Here is a 17015-nt window from a genome sequence, read left to right as displayed (position 1 = left end):
ATGCCGTTAGTTCCTGGTTTGAAGCCGTCCTTTGGGCAGGCTTTGATAGCAGCCTTCTGAGAGATCCTGTTCATGTTCTTGTAGGCATTGTAAGACACGACCATCTGCAGCCGGCACCGTACGGCAAAACCGCCTTACATCGACGACACAGGCCACCTTATACCCCTCGGCTTGTTTCCAACGCACTAAGCGCTGCTGCACGATCTGTTGACAGGTGGCGTCTAACCGCTTGAGACGCTGCATCACGCAGCTTCGACGGTCTTCTCCAGCAAGGGAATCGGGACAATACTGTTGGATCTCCGCATCACACTTCACTTCCGCAATCTTCCTGGCACGGCTATCGAGCGGAACAGATAATCCCCCCAGAGTCTTCACTGGTGCTGCCTGTCCGGTGCCAACCGAGTTTGTCATCGGCCGACTGGGTACACCGGGAATCGAGAGGTCGAGAGCCGGGGCACGCGAAGCTTGAACCGAGGATGCCTCTGATTGAGCCGACACCAGCTCTTCTTTCGATGGCAAATTCGCCCATACGATGGCCCAGACCAAGCTCAATCCGCCGACTGTGACGACGATAGTAATAGGTTTCACGGATCGGTCTGAAGGCTTCGACTTCTTCATGAAACTGAGGATAGAATAAAGCCTCTTGAAAATCACTGAAACGGGAGTTTTGCGCAGAGCCTATCACTTATGGGAATGGCGGATGCAAGTAGATCGAAGGGGAAAGGCAGGAATTCAGTTGTCCGGAGTTTCAACGATATGATTCTCGAACCTGGTGCAGCCTTCCGCCAGTAACCGGTTGGTCAGCATCTCACCCGGCCACTCGATCGGCAGATCGGCAGTAAACACCCAGACATCCGGAGAGGTCCACACCGGGCCATGTTCTTCCGGGAGCTCAGGATCAAAGAGATCGGTCCAGACCGGCATATACACCCCATTTCCGCATTGCGTATGGAGATGCACAATGGTGCGGGACCTTACCAGCGGATCCAGCTCTCTCCACACCGCAGCAGTCTCATCGGCCAGATGATGCAACCGCACCGCATTCTGTGCGTCAAACATGGCATAGGCCGCATAGACCGGCGCCTCGATGGTATCAGGTGCGCAGGCTAACTCCGGACATTGCTTCACCAACCCATCGAGCAGTTCCCGACGTTGATGATCTTCCCATGAGTCAGGCAACCCCGGGTCCGACGCACCGATCAATTCGAATAAGAGAAATGCTGTGCTCTCAACCGGAGGAAGAAGTCTCGCAGCCACCGATCGCGCGCGCCGTGAATCCGCGACGGTGACCAGGTGATCATGGAGCATTTGGAGATTCAACATCTCCAATGTGGCATCGGTCAAGAGCCGTGACTCGACACGTACGACCGTCCCGGCAGGAAGCTGGAGATAACGATGGAGGAGATCAGCCGTCGCGATGGGATCGATCTTGAGTTTAAGAGGCGCAGTGAGATTTGCTTGTAGCGGCAGCTCTAATGCCGCAATCGTCGCATAGGTCGGCTTTTCATCACTCGGCCCATCCAGCAGTAAGGTGCAGCTCGCTTCCGCCACAAGATCGAACAGCCATTCCGCCATTTCTTCGTCGAGTGCGGCAAGCACCGTCAGAAGATCATGTTCGCGTCCCTGCTCCAGAAATGCCTGTAGCGTATCGATCGCATCATCCGTATCACCGTGATCGTGACGACGGGCGTTGATCAGATGGATAAGATCACGCGTGAGCGGATCAGGGCGAGACCAGACTAACATCGCTGCCCCCTACAAGAGCACAAGCCAGAGACGATCGCGAGAACCTCTGAATCGCATGTTGCCAAACTTTTCATACCCATGCAAGCATCGCCACACTACTTACTCCCTGTGACTGAGGCCCAGCGTCATCTCATCGACACCGGCTCTAGTCACCGATGATCTTCACCAGCACGCGCTTGCGACGCCGTCCGTCAAACTCGCCGTAGAAAATCTGTTCCCATGGACCAACGTCAAGCTTGCCCTCCGTGATGGCAACGACGACTTCCCGTCCCATGACCTGCCGCTTCAGATGCGCGTCGCCGTTGTCTTCACCCGTGTTGTTGTGCCGGTACCGTGCTTCATGAGGAGCAAGCCGTTCAAGAAATTCATCGTAGTCCTGCAACAGACCAGGCTCATCATCGTTAATATACACGCTTGCGGTAATATGCATTGCATTGACCAACACTAAGCCTTCCCGGACCCCACTCTTCTTTACCAAGGCCTCGATCTGTGGCGTGATATTCAGATAGGCTCGTCTGGTCTTTGTCTCAAACCAGAGTTCTTCGCGGTAGGATTTCATGTTCGTCGATCGGCACATTGTGCCTTCCGGTTCGATCGACATGCAAGAGGCCTCGACGAATCAACGCTGCGCAGTGTGTCAAAAGCGATCAACTTGCCGCCCACCGCAACAACGAAAGACGTCGCCGCCGCCTTCTCCTTGGCACACGAACTCGGGTGCCAAGGGCTGACGGTGTACCGCTCAGACAGCCGAGAAGGTCACGTGTTGTCCTGTTTGCAGGTCCAGTGCTGTTAAGCCTAACCTCGTCTCAGAAAACGCCCCGTGCTGAATATTCATACAGAATTGACAGCCTATGCCCTTGATGATAAGTACTTTTTCAGGCTGTACAGTGCAGTCCGCTGCAGGGAGGTGCTCGATGTTTGCATTCGCAGGAAGCCCATCGTTGGGCGGTAGTCCTCTGACTTGGAACCTCTTCTTTGCTCGCCAACCTGAACCGGATCTGGAATTCACGGAAGAAGAACTCGAGCAGACGACCACCGTCCGTTCGCCGTCTCCGAAGAAACCACCCAAACAATCGAGCGGACGTCCCCTCTTGTGGGTGCTGTTGCTGGTGTTGATCGGCGGCGGTGCTTACGTCGCGATGGAACCAGAGATGGTCATGGAGTACATCGAGCCGCTGCTCGGCGAGACATCGACACCGCCGGCTCCGACCCCAGTTGCACAACAGCCGGTGCTGCCCAAGCCTGCACCAATAGCGCCGCCGCCTCAACCTATGGAAGCGACTCCAACGGCACCGCCAGCCGTCGCACCGACCGAGGTACCGCAGGCCGCCATAGCGCCTGCAGCCCCTGTTCCGATGCCGCCCTCTGCCCCAACGGTCCCCAGCCCATCGACCACGGGAGACGTCACACTCACACCGCCGCCAGCCTCCGAGGCACCGATCACCAATACGCCGCCTCCGCTGTTCGGTGAGGGACAACGAGTCAGCGTGCTACCGAACCCTGTCGCTTCAGGAGAGAAAGTCGTGCTCGCCAAGGATGCAGAGGGAGTTCAGCCAGGGCCAGCCATTCCACCGGGCACGGTCATGACCGTGCTTGACGGGGATCTTCAAGAAACTGGCTGGGTCTACTCCTTACGCAGCGACTACGGCACCAAAGGCTGGCTGCCCGAACGCCAGCTGAAACTGAAACCCTGAGCCACTCGGTTTCCAGAATACAGCTCGCACACAGAGGATGGTCATCGCATCACCATCCTCTGTGCTATAATGCCGCCCGTTCATACTTCCGACATAGAGATGGCACATCACAAGCCTCAGGACCCCATGCAGGCCGTAATCTTCGATTTTGACGGTGTGATCGCCGACAGTGAACCGCTGCACTTTGAAGGGTTGCGTCGAACGCTGGCGGAAATCCACATCGATTTAACGGAAGACGACTATTACGCCACCTATCTCGGATTCGACGATCGAGGATGTTTTCTGGAGGCGCTGCGCGTCAACCAGATCCCAGCGACCCCCTCGCTCGTTGAGAGCCTCATGGCTAAGAAGGCCTCCGCGTATTTGGCCTCGATCAAGGACCATGTGGTCATTTTCCCAGGCGTCAAAGAGTTTATTGAAGAAGCGGCCGCAACCTATCCTGTTGCCATCGCCTCAGGCGCATTACGAGTGGAGATTGAGCTGGTATTGGAGCACATCGGGCTCCGAAAGGCGTTTTGTCACATTACCAGCGCCGAAGATGTGACTCACGGCAAGCCGAATCCTGAGCCGTTTGTGCATGCGCTGGCCGGAATGAACCGGCAACAGGGCACCGCATTGCTCTCACCGGCATCTTGTTTGGTCATTGAAGATTCCCGTCCCGGTATCCGAGCAGCGAAATCTGCAGGCATGAAAGTGTTAGCCGTGGCCAATACGCATACCGTACAAGACTTACATGAAGCCGATGCCATCAGCCATAACTTGCGCGACACACGTCTGATGGATGTGCGCGCTCGCTTGTGGCCGACATAGGCGTACGACCATGATGAGAATCTGCTCATTGGTTCCCGGTGCAACAGAAGTGATCGCTTCACTCGGTTTGGCCGACCAGCTCGTCGGTATCAGCCATGAGTGCGATTTCCCTCTCTCCATTCGAAACGTTCCGGTGATGATTGAACCTCTCGTTGAGACCCACCGGAGCACAAGCGCCGCGATCGATCAGCAGGTTAAAGAACGAGTCGCATCGGGGAGTTCGTTATATCGCCTGAATGAGATGGCATTCCACCAGGCCCGTCCGGATATCATCGTGACTCAAGAGCTCTGTCACGTCTGCGCCGTCACCCCAGGCCAACTCACGCGTGCCGTCGCATCTCTTCCCCTTCCCCCTGCAATCCTCACGTTGAGCCCGACGACCCTCGAAGAGATGATCCATGACATTGAGCGGATCGCCGCAGCCGTCGACCGACCCGAGAATGGACAGACCCTCGCTAAGGAGCTTCAGCATCGTTTGGACAGGATCAAGCTGAAGAACCTGAATAGACAGTCTCGTCCTCGTGTCGCCTGCCTCGAATGGCTTGACCCATTATACGTGGCAGGGCATTGGGTTCCGGAAATGATAGACTTGGCCGGTGGAGATAATGCACTCGGGTCTTCAGATAGCCCCTCGCGCGAAACGACATGGCAAGAAGTGGACGCCGCTCACCCCGATATCGTCATCCTCATGCCCTGCGGCTTTTCGGTCGATCACACCATCAATGAACTCAGACAGAGCGGGCCGACTCAAGAAACATGGCGACAGGCCTGTGAGCGGTGGCCGAATCTCTACGTGGTGGATGCCGCTTCCTATTTCAGCCGTCCAGGCCCACGACTGGTCGATGGTGTCGAATTGCTGGACTCGATTCTGCATCCACGTCCAGCTCACGGGATCGACCCCGTCAACGCCGTCAAACTTGAGGCTTCGATTCTGATTGGAGGCAGCGCGTCATGAAGGCCGCTGAAGCACAGGCCTATTGCACGGCCTACACCAAGAACAGTGGGAGCAACTTTTACTATTCATTCCTCTTCCTTCCCAAAACCAAACGCGAAGCCATGTATACCGTCTATGCCTTTTGTAAGGCCATCGACAGCGCCGTGGACGAACCAGCTGCCGGGACCAACCCAAAAGATGAGCTAGCCCATTGGCGGAACGAACTTGACGCCGCCTATTCAGGGACCCCGACAACACCGATCATGGTGAGTCTCGCCCACCATGTGAAATCAATGGGGATCCCTAAAGCCTACTTTGAAGAGTTGATCAAAGGCGTCGAGATGGATCTTTTCAACAATCGCTACGTCACCTTCGACGAACTATCGCTCTACTGTTACCGCGTGGCTTCCGTCGTCGGTCTCATTTGTCTGCACATCTTCGGCGTCACATCCGCCCGGGCACAAGACTACGCGGTGGCACTCGGCATGGCCTTCCAGCTGACGAACATTCTTCGCGACGTTGGTGCCGATGCCCAGGAACGTCGTATTTACCTTCCCCTCGAAGACTTGAAGAAGTGGAACTATGCAGAAAAATCCATGCTCAATCAGAACTACTCACCGGAATTCCGTGCGTTGATGGAATATGAGGCGTCCCGCGCCCACCATTACTACCAGCGAGCCGATGCCGCGCTCAAAGCCCTGCCCCCCGCAGAACGCCGGGCACTGACGGTCGCAGAAATCATGCGTGGCATTTATAGCCGAATTTTGGATCACATCGAACGATCAAACTATCAGGTCTTCGGATCGCGGATCAGTTTATCCACCACACAACGGTTACTCATCGCCTTACGGATTTGGCTCCGTTCCCGCTACTCGTGACCGCTCCAGCCTCACAAACCGTCCTCATCCTCGGCGCCGGTCTAGCCGGTCTGACCGTCGCCTATCATTTACGCCGAGAACACTACCACGTCACGCTCCTCGATCACCCCGAATGGCGCGATGGGTTCTGGCTCAATCCGTCCGACCCGGTACCGGTGCTGTTGGGATGCTACCGAGAAAGCCACCGACTTCTTCACGCGCTGAATCGGCAAGAATCACCACGACTAGACCAATCTATTCCACTCGAGTTTCGGCTGTCTGATGGACGTCACGTGTCCTACCAGTCGGCTCGACTTCCCGGAGCGTTTCGATGGATGATGAGTCTTTTCAGCTTCCAAGGCCTGGCTTGGCAAGACCGGTGGAGACTGTTCTCACACGTCGAGCAGATCTGGGAACAGGCACAGACCCTTCCGGTTGATCTGGAGAATCGAAACGCGGACGAATGGCTCGCCGCAATCGGGCAGAGCCTCGAGGCGCGGGAACGGGTTTGGGGGCGCCTGGCTCATTGGCTGACGGGAAACGATCTTGCTCGCCTCTCAGCCGCCACCTTTGTGCACTTGCTGTCGACCATATTTCTAAGCGAGGCCTCAGATGCCAGGCTCACCTCTGTATCCGGGTCCATCGAGGAGAGATTCCTGGCGCCCATGAAACAATCGCTGCCTCACGATCGCATAGAGTGTCGTACGCTGACAGACCTTCCACTGCTCCGTTTCGATGAAAACAGGATGCGAGATGTGAGGTTGCACGACGGCACGACATTACACGCGCAGTGGTACATTCTCGCGTTGCCGCATCAACGGTTGCGTGCCCTGCTACCGGAGCGGTTATTGACCCGGTTGGCCTACTTCGCCCACATGCCGGATCTGACCGATCTCGGTGAGCTCGTCGTCCAGGTAACGTGCCGGTCATCGACTCAAACACCGCGACTCGTTTTGTTGACAGGACACCCCTTCTACCAGCTCACCGTCACACAGGCTAAACCTGAGGAAATCGTCTGTCGGCTTTCCACCACGGCCAGTTTGCTGGAGAACGGGAATGATGACCAGGTGAAACACACTGCCATCGGGGAGCTACTACGAGTGTTCTCAAACATGGGCCCTGAAGACATCCTCACTCATAACATCATTGGAGAACCCCATGCGAGTCTCTCACTCGTACCGGGAACGGCACGGCTCCGCCCCCTGCAGCGGAGTCCGATCCGGAACATGCTCGTCGCGGGAGCCTGGACCGACACCGGATGGCCGACCAATCTTGAAAGCGCAGTGATCAGCAGCCGTCGATGCGTGGAGACCATCATAGGTCGTGTTGATAACCCGGATTGATCTCTCTGCCTGTAGATGGTATCAATTCCTGATGATAATACCGTACAGAGGCCTTCTGATTATTCTTCTCTTGTCGGCGTTCGGTTGCGCACCAAGTCCGTACGAGCGTGGCAGTCACCCAAGTGGACTCACCCGCTATGACGTCGAGCGGGACTATATGGAATGCGAGTACAAAGCGAGGTTGGCCAACGAGCAATACTTCTATAGCCAGAGTTCCCCATTCCCCTTTAGTCCTGGCCCTCAAAACCCAGCCGACCATGCCCGCGCCCTACATGGCCTTTCCATGATGAACGCCATGCGGGACACCTGTCTCTCAGCCAAAGGCTACCGTCTCAATTAGCCGAGCGCAGATAACACACATCTTCAAGTCGTTCCTTCCCCCTATACTTCGCCACCACGAGCCACTCTCGCCTACCATCTGTCAGTCCCACATAGGTGGTGCCATCAAGTATGAACGGGTGAACAGAGAACGTGGTCGTCAACGCGGGAGACGACTGGCCTTTGTCAAACTCCAGCGCCGTCAGTGGATAGACGCCTCCAGTCCGTTCGAACTTGTCGTGAGCCGCCAAGAGAGGACTCAAATCTAACCAACTCGTGTCTTCTAGGACAGCGCTCTCGGCTGGAAAGATATAGAGGCTGTCACTCGGATCCCCTTTCATACAGAACGTGGTCTTCACCACCAAATCCTTGCGTCCATCATTGTCCAGATCGAGGATTGTCTTGTCGAGGCTCGAACAGCGCCTTACCGCGGGACCATCCCCTTTCAGATCAATAGCCTCCCACTGCACCGTTTGCGACAGGCGGCTTTCGAACAGGAACCGGGCTCCCGACAGTCTGGCCACCTTCTCACAGAAATCCTTGTCCGCAAACGCCACCAGTTCCACGGAGGCCGCAGCCGCCATCGTCGAGAACATCAGCAGCAACATACTGGCTAGGTTCATACGTTTCATGGCCGCTTCTCCTATTCTTTGCGCTCATGATCGTGATTGACATCCCGACTCGCCAATTTCTAAGATACCGCTACCATTCGTTCACGGTGATCGCAGATGACGCTCGCACCTCTCCAAGAACTTGCCGACTCGCTTCATGATTGCCAGCGCTGCAAACTGGCGAAGTTGGGGCGCAGCCAAGTTGTCTTCGGCGTCGGCAATCCTCACGCAAGTATCATGTTTGTCGGAGAAGCGCCAGGTTTCAACGAAGATCAGAAGGGCGAGCCATTTGTGGGGGCGGCGGGCAAGCTGCTGAACGATCTGCTGGCATCGGCAGAACTCTCGCGAGACCAGATCTACATTGCGAATGTGATCAAGTGCCGGCCACCGAATAACCGAGATCCTGAACAGGATGAAGTCGAAACGTGCAAACCGTTTCTGTTGCAGCAAATCCAATTGATCAAACCAACACTGGTCTGTACGTTAGGAAACTGGGCCACACAGACCCTACTGGAACGCAAAGTCGGGATCACTAAAGTCAAAGCACAAGCGTTCTACCTGAAAGAGTTTGTCCTCTTTCCGCTCCTACACCCGGCCGCAGCGCTGCACCAAGGCAATCTGCTTCCCACGTTGAAAGAGGATTTCAAGAAGCTGAAGGAATTCTTAGACAAGAACACCAAACCAGCTGAACCGACCAGCACAGCCTCCACCCCAGCTGCACCAGTCTTGAATGTTGAATCCTCCCAACCGGCGCAGATGGAGCTGTTCGGATAAGTGTCATTGTTCCCATTTCGTTATTGAGGCTCACCTCCCCCTGTCATCGACAGATACTCTTCATTTGCTTATGGCAGAAAATGTGATTACAATGTATGTCCATCTGGAGACCTACCATGAAAGCCCATATCGTCAGAATCGGTAATTCCAGGGGAATCCGTCTTCCAAAAATATTGCTCCAAGAAGCCCAGCTTGAAGATGAAGTAGAGCTTCAGGCTGAACCAGGCCGAATTCTGATATCAAGGTCATCACAGCCACGAGCCGGTTGGGCTGACGCAGCCCGGCGCATGCGGGAGCACGATGACGATCAGCTTCTTGATCCCCCGGTACCCACTCAGTTCGATAAGAAAGAGTGGAAATGGTGATAGCTCCAACTACCCCTACCCGCGGCGACGTGTATCTGATTGAACTCGATCCTACTCGAGGGAGTGAGATCAGAAAAACACGACCCTGCCTCGTTATTTCCCCCGATGAGCTCAATCAGCATTTGCGGACGGTTATCGTGGCGCCCATGACCACAGGAGGTAAGGCCTATCTTTGGCGTGTTCGTTGCCGATTCCGTGATCGGAGTGGGTTTGTCGCAATAGACCAGATACGGACTGTTGATAGCGAGCGCCTGGTTAAAAGAGTTGGGCGAATCGCTCCAAGCACCCTCTCAGCCGTTCTCGCAGTCTTACAGGAAATGTTCACACCGTAGGAAACCTCCCAAGAACTTTCCTGCCGTTTCTACCAATAGCTCCAGCACCTCAAGCAACCCGGCTTCGACCCGCTCACCTACCGTGAAGCGACGCGATCGTGAGAACCTATTAAGCTGCAGAATCAGCCACAACAACAGCTCGTGACAGAATTGCACGGCTTGGGGAACAGGCCCGTCCCGAATAATACGTTCGTGGTGAGCTTGTCGAACCATGAACGTATTGCACGAAACACGCCCTTCGACTAGCTCAGGGCGAACGGATTAATCGGATGTAAAGGGTAAAAGAGCAAAACGTAAAGGGTTAGGGAATGTCCTGAACGAGACGGAAGCCCAGGTCGGTGTTCCGGTAGACGGTGGTGCCCCTGCAGTTCCGGTAGGAAGCACGCAGGTCCACCGGCGTGCCGCTCCAGGAGCCACCACGGAGCACGCGCAATTGGCAATTGCCTTCATGTGTTTCTAACCAAGCCGAGCCATCGTTCGGTGCGCCCTCATACGTTCCATACCCACAATCCTCGACCCATTCCCACATATTGCCGCTCATGTCATAGAGGCTAAAACCATTGGCCTTCTTAGTGCCGACAACTAACGTCTGATTTCCAGAGTTCTCCGCGAAGACCGCATAGGCTCTCAGCTCAGATTCCTCAGATGTTCCCGCCCATCGTTCTTGCTTGGCTCCACTGCGCGCGGCATACTCCCATTCCGATTCGGTAGGCAATCGATAGTGCTTGCCGGTTTGCTTGGACAACCACTCAGCATAGGCCTTCGCGTCCTCCCACGAAACATTGATGACCGGCCGCTTGCCACGCCCCCAGCCGTGATCTTGTGGCAACCGCCGTTCGGTCGCGATCGCAAATCCGTCGTATTCGTCAAACGTGACTTCGTACTGCCCCATGGCAAAGGGCTTGAGCGTGACCGAGCGAACCGGGTTGCGCGACACGTCGCCGAGCTTCTCGACATCCCCTTGCTGAAAAGATCCACCTGGAATCTGTGTCATCTCGGGTGGTACATAGATACTGCCCACGAGCGATTGAGTTGCGAGAGCAGCCTGACCGAGATCATAGCCCTTCTGCCAGAGCCAGGCCTCGAACAAGCCTACGAGCAGGAGGATGAGCAGTGCCAGGCTGAATGCCCGTTGTCGTCGTCTCGCACGGTCTGCTGCTTCGGCCCGTGCCCTTTCGGCCTCTTCCCGTTTGGCCGCTTCCTCCGCGAGACGATTCGCCTGGGCAAGCTCGTGTTCGGCCCGCCGGCGTGCTGCCTGGGCGGTCCGTTCGTGAGCCGCCACACTGTCCCTGATGTAGCCCTGTTCCTGATCGGTCAGGATGCCCACTCTCTGGGTCAACTGGCGTTGCGCTTCGCCCAGCAGTGTGCCCCGGAGCAGCGTGTTTTCATCTTGTTTGTTATGCTGCCAGTCCTTCACATGCCCTCTGAGACGTTCCCGCCACAGTAGAAACTCACGGTATTCATTCAGCCATGTCTGCACCCGTTGCCATTGACTGATGAGCGCTTCGTGGCTAACCTCGACCGTCTCTTCTTCGTCCCCCATGCGATTGGTCACCAAGAGTCGCTCGTCCGCGAGGGTGTTCACGATACGGCGCAACCCCTCTCCCACGTCCGCGAATGTCGCCCGCCGTCTGGTGTCCGCCTCGCCCTCGCCGGGGCGCACGAGGTGCAGAAAAATCTGTTGGACTTTGTGCTGATCGGCCTCATTCAACGTGACGAAGACAGACTCTGCCTTGTGCGCAATCGCGCCCTCCAACTGACCCATCGCAGTATAGGCCTCGTGATGGAGTTCACCGCCACGCCGGTCCTCCCACAGCCGCCGCAGCACGAATTCCAGCAGCGGCAACTTGCCCGGTTCGTCGCCCGCCTGCCCCAGCATGAGATCAACGAGGCCTGCTTGAAACGTGAGCTTGACTTTCTTCGCCGGCTCCTCAATGGCGAGGCGCAATTCATCCCGCTTCATCGGGCCGAGATTCACCTGGGCACCTTGCACCCGGTCGGACAAAGGCCGGTAATCGGTGATGGCCCGACCGAAAAAGTCTCCCCGTAGGGTGAGCACCACACTCAGCTTTGTGGTAGCCGTGGCATCGAGGATATTGTCGATGAAGCAGCGCCTGGCGGCGTCATCTTTACAGAGTGTGAAGAGTTCCTCCCACTGATCAGCGATGAGGAGCAGACGATCCGTGCCTGGCTGCTTGGCGAGCACCCGGTCGACGACATCGCGAAGAGCCGTCTTCCGGCCAAGCAAGTCCTCAGCTAACTGGTTCATTTCCCGCAATCGGGTGACTTCGCTCATGTCCGGCTCAAGAAATGGCATGAGTACCGCCGCAAGCGCATGGACCGGGCGATCGGTCGGCACGAGCGTCGCGACCTCCCAGACCCGCTCGCGACTCTTCCGCAGCTCCGGTACCAGGCCGGCTCGCACGACCGATGATTTGCCACTGCCTGACGCCCCCACCACCGCCACCAGATGGTGCTGCTGCACCGCACCGGTGAGCTGCGCGATCGCCGCTTCACGCCCAAAGAAAAACGGCGCATCTTCCTCGCGGAAATAAAGCAAGCCGCGATAGGGACAGATAGTCGCCAAAGTCTGCCGGACCGTTTCCAGGGCATCTGGTCCTGGCGGCTGACCATGAACGGCGCTGACCAGTGCGTGCAGCAACACTGGATCGTCGAGGCGAGTACGAAAATCGACCCATGTAAGCTGACTCAGAAATCCCAGTGGCGGTTCCGCGCCAGGAAGGAGCACAGGAATAACGGGAAAGGTTTGGCCTTGACGTTCGGCGGCTACCTGGCACTCCAGCGCCAGATACTGCTCCCGCTGCTGCCACGGCCCCATCTCGCCTTGGCCGATACAGACGGCCACCGCACGACAATGTGCGAGGGTTGCTTCTAATTCCTTCGGCCAGGATTGTCCCGGGGTGAGATACCAGCGGTCGAGAAAGACGGTGAGCTGCTGCTCGCGTAACTGACGCGCCAGCGCCTCGACGTACGCATGATCTCGCCAGTGATAACTCAGAAAGACATCAAAATGATTCGTCGTCATCGTCCGTAACAGAACTACCGTGAGAGCACGACTCCCATCTCAATATGTTCCAAACGTACGCAATGAAAGTGCCTGCTGTGAGCAGCTTGTCTGTACGGCTGTATCTGCGCAAATGGTGTTATCTGGTAATCAACAACGCGAGGAGCCTGTGGCCCGTCAGTATCCATTCAGATACGATCTGTATCCGCATAGATACCATACGTATGATCGGTTAGGGAACTAGATGCGTCGGGCTTTGGGGTTTCCCAGGCAAGGGAAACAGATCTGCCGTCACGGTGCACGCCTCTGATTGGCGCTTCTTGGGGATGGAATCGTAGACCACCATGAGTGAATCAATCTGCCCACCATTAGACGAAAATAATGTCATGCCTTCGGCATGGCCAACATCTTGACCATGCGGGACATCTAGCAGGTGATCCAATTCCTTGCGCGGGACCATAGACTCGCCTTTTTGATCAGTCCCTCCCTTCCATCGAAACACACGCACGGGGCCTTCAAGACTCATCGTCGGTCCCGCAAGGATCAGCAAGTCGGAACCCTGTGCGCAGAGATCTCGAATACCGAGCCCTTCAAGGTGAAGGAAATGTTTTCGATACAGGCGACCCTGTGGCCCGATGGATCTTAACTTCAGAAGAGAGGCATGCCTGGGGTGCTCCTTGACCGCTATTTCCAGAATGACTGCCCAACCACGTAACACCGGTCCACGCAGCCCAAGAAACAGTCGCGTACCCACCACAGCCAAGCCTTCGATATCGAACCCATTATCCTTACCCGGGATCCTGAGATACGATCCCAGGTGGTCATCTCGGCGCAATGCCTCAGTCAAGTCGTTCCCACAGTCGTCGCCACGCAACTGCGCGGCCCGGCGCTTGGTCCCATCCTCCGTCACCTTTTTTACCAACATCGGTATCCCGTCGGTTTCCTCTACCGGAATTCGAGCCAGCAGGTAGCGGTTGCCCCTCCGGTGGACCTGCTGTAGCTGCTGCCGAGCCTTCTTGGGACCATCGTCGAGTGTCGGCTTACGGCGAATGAGACTATGGGAGCCTACCAACCAAAGATAGCCGTCCGCATAGGCCAGTCCTTCCACATCCACTTCGGGCTGATTCTTCACACTCTTTACCTTCTGCGGAAGACGAAGAAGGTCCGCGAGTGGAAATCGCTCATGGCGACCGAATGTCCTGATACCGGGCTTGTGGCGCTTGATGGGTGCGAGTCGCTCAAGACTAGTGCCCTCATCGTTGGCGACCCAGAGCGTGTCCGCAATCTGCGCCACAGCGGACAGGCCGTCTCGTAGCCCTTTGTCTTTACTGATTCGATTAAGTTTGGGATGGAACAACAGTGTGATGTTCGTTGGCAGGCTCATAGGGCTGGTTAGCCAGCGTGGTGTAGTTTCTCAGGCTTTCGACTGTTCCATCGTGGAGGAATCTGATTCCGACGATTCATTCTCCGAATCTTCAGCAGGCTTCTCTTCTTCCGGCACGTCGAACCACTGCACCAGCATCTCTTCCCACCAAGCTTCGGTGACGTCAGCCCCTGGATCTGCTTCTAAAAATGCCACGTCCTCTTGCTTGAAGGATGGCCCAATGAGCTGCGGCTGAAACTTTGCGCGAGTGATAACTTCTTTCGTGGCATAGCCCCCGATGATCCAGGAGTCGGGATCAGCTCGGCGAGATTTGTAGGCTTTCAAGCCTTGCTTAAGATACATGAAGATCTGCTGCTGCACTGGATCAGCCACGCCGGATTGGGGGAGGCTGAGAGTCTTTTCGATCTGTTTGCGCCAATGCCGATCGTCGTAGCGCGACGTAATCAGCTGCAGCATTTTCTGTCCGAGTTCGGCATCAAGCGGCATGATAAATTTTTCCCGTGTTGCTACAATTCGATGGGCTGATCAAGATGACCTTCCGGCAAGGCCGAGTGGGAAGACAAACGACAGAGCACGAAGCCGGAGGTCATGTTCATCAGCTGAGATGTTGCTTGAAGAATGCCTTTGTCCTGCCCCATGCATCCTTCGCTGCATCCGGCCGATAGACAGATGGGTCCGTATCTCGGAAGAAGGCGTGCGGGGCACCAGGATACGTCTTGATCTCCCCGGCCTTGCCGTACTTCTTCAATGCCGCCGCCAGTCGCTGCACATCGGCCTTGGTGATCCAGCCGTCATCCTCGCCATAAATATAGAGAACCGGGCAGGCCAGCTTCTGAATCGGGATATCGGGATTCGGGACTTGGCCGTAGAACGGCACCGCTGCTTTGATCTCCGCATTGATGCAGGGCAGCATGAGTGCATAGGAACCCCCCATACAGAACCCCGTGATGCCGATCTTGGTTGCATCAACTTCCGGAACCGATTTCAAATAGGCCACCGTCGCATTCAGATCGGCCAGCCCGTCTTCCTGCTTCAACGTGTTCATCAATTTCCCGGCTTCTCCGGCATCGGTCGTCAGCGCATGTCCCAGGCGGGAATACAGGTCCGGAGCGATGGCCACATAGCCTTCCCCCGCATACCGCCTCGCGATATCCTTCATATGGTCCGTGAGGCCCCACCATTCCTGGACGATGATAATGGTCGGCCGTTTTTCTTTGGTCTGTGGTGCCGCTACGAACGCCTTCATTCCCACTTTTCCACTCTGGTACTGCACGGTTGTCTCTCGAATGGATTCAGCCATGGGTCACCTCCGTGCCGTCACACGTGTTTCGTCCTGAGTCCTGAGTAGGAAAAAGAGAAAGGAGAGAACTTTCGACTCGTGACTCAGCACTCGCACTTACTCAGCTCTCAACTACCTGCCACCATCATTTCTGAAATTTTCAGCGTGGGGCTAGTGATGCGCCCTCGAAACACCAGATCGTTCCCGACGACTTCAATATCCTTGAACATCTGCTTCAGATTGCCCGCGATGGTAATTTCTTCAACCGGATAAGCCAACTCTCCGTTTTCGACCCAAAACCCTGAGGCTCCACGTGAATAATCGCCGGTCACCATGTTGATTCCGAATCCGATTAACTCTGTAACATAGAGCCCATCCTTCACTGACCCAATAATCTCTTGTGCGCTGTTCGTTCCAGGAACCAAATAAAAGTTCGTCGGACCGACCGAAGGACTTTCTCCCACACTTCGCGACGCGTTCCCAGTCGACGGCAGTCCCAGCTTCTTTCCCGAGTAGGTGTCGAGCATATAGCTCTTGAGCACGCCGCGCTCCACAATCGTATTCTTGCGAGTCGCCAACCCTTCCCCATCGAACGGGCGAGACCCAAGCCCACCGGCCATTAGTCCATCGTCATACACGGTGAGCAGTTCGGAGGCGATCGTCTGGCCGAGTTTGTCGAGAAGAAAGGACGCGCGTTTGTAGAGGCCATAGCCAGACACGGCGCCGCAGAGGTTGGCGAGTAAGCTTCCGGCTGTCTCCTGGTCGAACACCACCGGAACGCGCTTGGTCGAGACCTTACGCGCGCCTAAGCGACGAACGGCCCGTCGTGCCGCCTCTTGTCCGATCGATTCCGCAGACGCCAATCGCGCAAACTTGCGTTGCACCTCATACCACGCGTCCCGCTGCATGGCACCTGTTTCGGGGTCGGTCGCGATCGGTGAAACGGACAGGGAAAAGCTTGAACTCTTGTAGGACCCGACGAATCCGTGACTGTTGGCCAGTACCACCCGCCCGGAAGACGAGTCGAATTCTGCACCCTCCGAGTTGGTTACGCGCGTGTCGGCCGCGAACGCCGCAGCCTCTCCGCGTTTCGCCCAGTCGATCTGCGTCTCCGTATCAAGCACCGTTTCATCATACAGGTCAAGGTTCGGCTGCTCCGTGGCCATCTGAGCAGCATCCGGCAATCCGGACACCGTATCCTCGACCACCGCTCCTGCCAAGGTACAGGTATCTGCAACGAGCCGTTCGAGTGACGCTTGTGAAAAGTCTGATGTGGAGGTCGTGGCGGACCGCTTACCAATAAAGACACGGAGACCGAGCCGCTTCTCCCGCGCCTTGGTCAGTCGATCGACGGCACCGACTCGTACTTGGACAGAAAGAGTCTCTCCGTCAGCCACCACGATATCCGCTTCCGTCGCACCGCAGGCCTTGGCGCGAGCCAAAACATCCGCCGCGAGCTGGGCATACCCGTTAGCCGTCTCTACTGAAAGCGACCTACCTTTAGACATTCGGTTGTTGCACCAATGCGTTAATCGTTGTTCGA

At 56.2% G+C, this 17015-nt stretch carries 19 protein-coding genes; 9 read left to right on the top strand and 10 right to left on the bottom strand.

What is annotated here, in order from left to right:
* Positions 1–6: 6 nt before the first annotated feature.
* The 3 genes from IPM58_00600 to IPM58_00590 all read right to left on the bottom strand — a co-directional run bounded on the left by IPM58_00600 (position 7) and on the right by IPM58_00590 (position 2305).
* A complete protein-coding gene (locus IPM58_00600; GenBank protein ID MBK9305613.1) occupies positions 7–588 on the bottom strand; it encodes a cysteine rich repeat-containing protein in 582 nt (193 codons plus the stop codon).
* Positions 589–732: 144 nt separating this feature from the next.
* Complete coding sequence (locus IPM58_00595; protein ID MBK9305612.1) at positions 733–1746, bottom strand: hypothetical protein; 1014 nt, start codon at positions 1744–1746, stop codon at positions 733–735.
* Positions 1747–1891: 145 nt separating this feature from the next.
* Positions 1892–2305 carry a YjbQ family protein gene (locus IPM58_00590; GenBank protein ID MBK9305611.1) on the bottom strand — a complete coding sequence of 138 codons (414 nt, stop codon included), beginning with the start codon at positions 2303–2305 and terminating at the stop codon, positions 1892–1894.
* Positions 2306–2660: 355 nt separating this feature from the next.
* Between IPM58_00590 and IPM58_00585 the strand changes: the two genes are divergently transcribed.
* From IPM58_00585 to IPM58_00560, 6 genes are all read left to right on the top strand, one after another.
* On the top strand, positions 2661–3440 hold the full coding sequence (locus IPM58_00585) for a hypothetical protein (GenBank protein ID MBK9305610.1): 780 nt from the start codon (positions 2661–2663) through the stop codon (positions 3438–3440).
* Positions 3441–3566: 126 nt separating this feature from the next.
* On the top strand, positions 3567–4250 hold the full coding sequence (locus IPM58_00580) for an HAD family phosphatase (protein ID MBK9305609.1): 684 nt from the start codon (positions 3567–3569) through the stop codon (positions 4248–4250).
* A 10-nt stretch (positions 4251–4260) separates the two neighbouring features.
* Positions 4261–5205, top strand: a complete 945-nt coding sequence (locus IPM58_00575; protein MBK9305608.1) for a cobalamin-binding protein — start codon at positions 4261–4263, stop codon at positions 5203–5205.
* Positions 5202–6062, top strand: a complete 861-nt coding sequence (hpnD, locus tag IPM58_00570) for a presqualene diphosphate synthase HpnD (protein MBK9305607.1) — start codon at positions 5202–5204, stop codon at positions 6060–6062. The genes IPM58_00575 and hpnD overlap by 4 nt, the downstream gene beginning before the upstream one ends.
* Positions 6059–7384 (top strand): FAD-dependent oxidoreductase, encoded by a 1326-nt coding sequence (locus tag IPM58_00565; GenBank protein MBK9305606.1) that lies wholly within the window; start codon positions 6059–6061, stop codon positions 7382–7384. The genes hpnD and IPM58_00565 overlap by 4 nt, the downstream gene beginning before the upstream one ends.
* A gap of 31 nt (positions 7385–7415) precedes the next feature.
* Positions 7416–7724, top strand: a complete 309-nt coding sequence (locus IPM58_00560) for a hypothetical protein (GenBank protein MBK9305605.1) — start codon at positions 7416–7418, stop codon at positions 7722–7724.
* Here the strand turns inward: IPM58_00560 and IPM58_00555 are convergent.
* Positions 7717–8334, bottom strand: coding sequence for a hypothetical protein (locus IPM58_00555; GenBank protein MBK9305604.1), 618 nt, complete (start codon positions 8332–8334; stop codon positions 7717–7719). The two genes, IPM58_00560 and IPM58_00555, sit on opposite strands and share 8 nt — an antisense overlap.
* Positions 8335–8430: 96 nt before the next feature.
* On the opposite strand from IPM58_00555, the gene IPM58_00550 reads away from it, so the two are divergent.
* From IPM58_00550 to IPM58_00540, 3 genes are all read left to right on the top strand, one after another.
* Positions 8431–9087 carry a uracil-DNA glycosylase gene (locus IPM58_00550; protein MBK9305603.1) on the top strand — a complete coding sequence of 219 codons (657 nt, stop codon included), beginning with the start codon at positions 8431–8433 and terminating at the stop codon, positions 9085–9087.
* A 116-nt stretch (positions 9088–9203) separates the two neighbouring features.
* The gene (locus IPM58_00545; protein MBK9305602.1) at positions 9204–9452 is read left to right on the top strand and encodes an AbrB/MazE/SpoVT family DNA-binding domain-containing protein; all 249 of its coding nucleotides are present in this window, start codon (positions 9204–9206) and stop codon (positions 9450–9452) included.
* Positions 9446–9784: a type II toxin-antitoxin system PemK/MazF family toxin gene (locus tag IPM58_00540; protein ID MBK9305601.1), complete on the top strand. Its 339-nt coding sequence runs from the start codon at positions 9446–9448 to the stop codon at positions 9782–9784. The genes IPM58_00545 and IPM58_00540 overlap by 7 nt, the downstream gene beginning before the upstream one ends.
* Here the strand turns inward: IPM58_00540 and IPM58_00535 are convergent.
* The 6 genes from IPM58_00535 to IPM58_00510 all read right to left on the bottom strand — a co-directional run bounded on the left by IPM58_00535 (position 9761) and on the right by IPM58_00510 (position 16980).
* A complete protein-coding gene (locus IPM58_00535) occupies positions 9761–9997 on the bottom strand; it encodes a hypothetical protein (protein MBK9305600.1) in 237 nt (78 codons plus the stop codon). The genes IPM58_00540 and IPM58_00535 overlap by 24 nt on opposite strands.
* Before the next feature lie 88 nt (positions 9998–10085).
* Positions 10086–12830: an SUMF1/EgtB/PvdO family nonheme iron enzyme gene (locus IPM58_00530; GenBank protein MBK9305599.1), complete on the bottom strand. Its 2745-nt coding sequence runs from the start codon at positions 12828–12830 to the stop codon at positions 10086–10088.
* A 211-nt stretch (positions 12831–13041) separates the two neighbouring features.
* Positions 13042–14193, bottom strand: a complete 1152-nt coding sequence (locus IPM58_00525) for a DUF3616 domain-containing protein (GenBank protein ID MBK9305598.1) — start codon at positions 14191–14193, stop codon at positions 13042–13044.
* 30 nt (positions 14194–14223) lie between these two features.
* Positions 14224–14679, bottom strand: a complete 456-nt coding sequence (locus tag IPM58_00520; protein MBK9305597.1) for a hypothetical protein — start codon at positions 14677–14679, stop codon at positions 14224–14226.
* A gap of 109 nt (positions 14680–14788) precedes the next feature.
* Complete coding sequence (locus tag IPM58_00515) at positions 14789–15493, bottom strand: dienelactone hydrolase family protein (GenBank protein MBK9305596.1); 705 nt, start codon at positions 15491–15493, stop codon at positions 14789–14791.
* Between the two features lie 107 nt (positions 15494–15600).
* Positions 15601–16980 (bottom strand): TldD/PmbA family protein, encoded by a 1380-nt coding sequence (locus IPM58_00510; GenBank protein MBK9305595.1) that lies wholly within the window; start codon positions 16978–16980, stop codon positions 15601–15603.
* Positions 16981–17015 lie beyond the last annotated feature (35 nt).

It is taken from the genome of Nitrospira sp., from assembly GCA_016715825.1.
Classification (GTDB): Bacteria; Nitrospirota; Nitrospiria; order Nitrospirales; family Nitrospiraceae; genus Nitrospira_D.
Note: the sequence above shows the minus strand (reverse complement) of the source record. Positions and strands in the feature narration are given on the sequence as shown.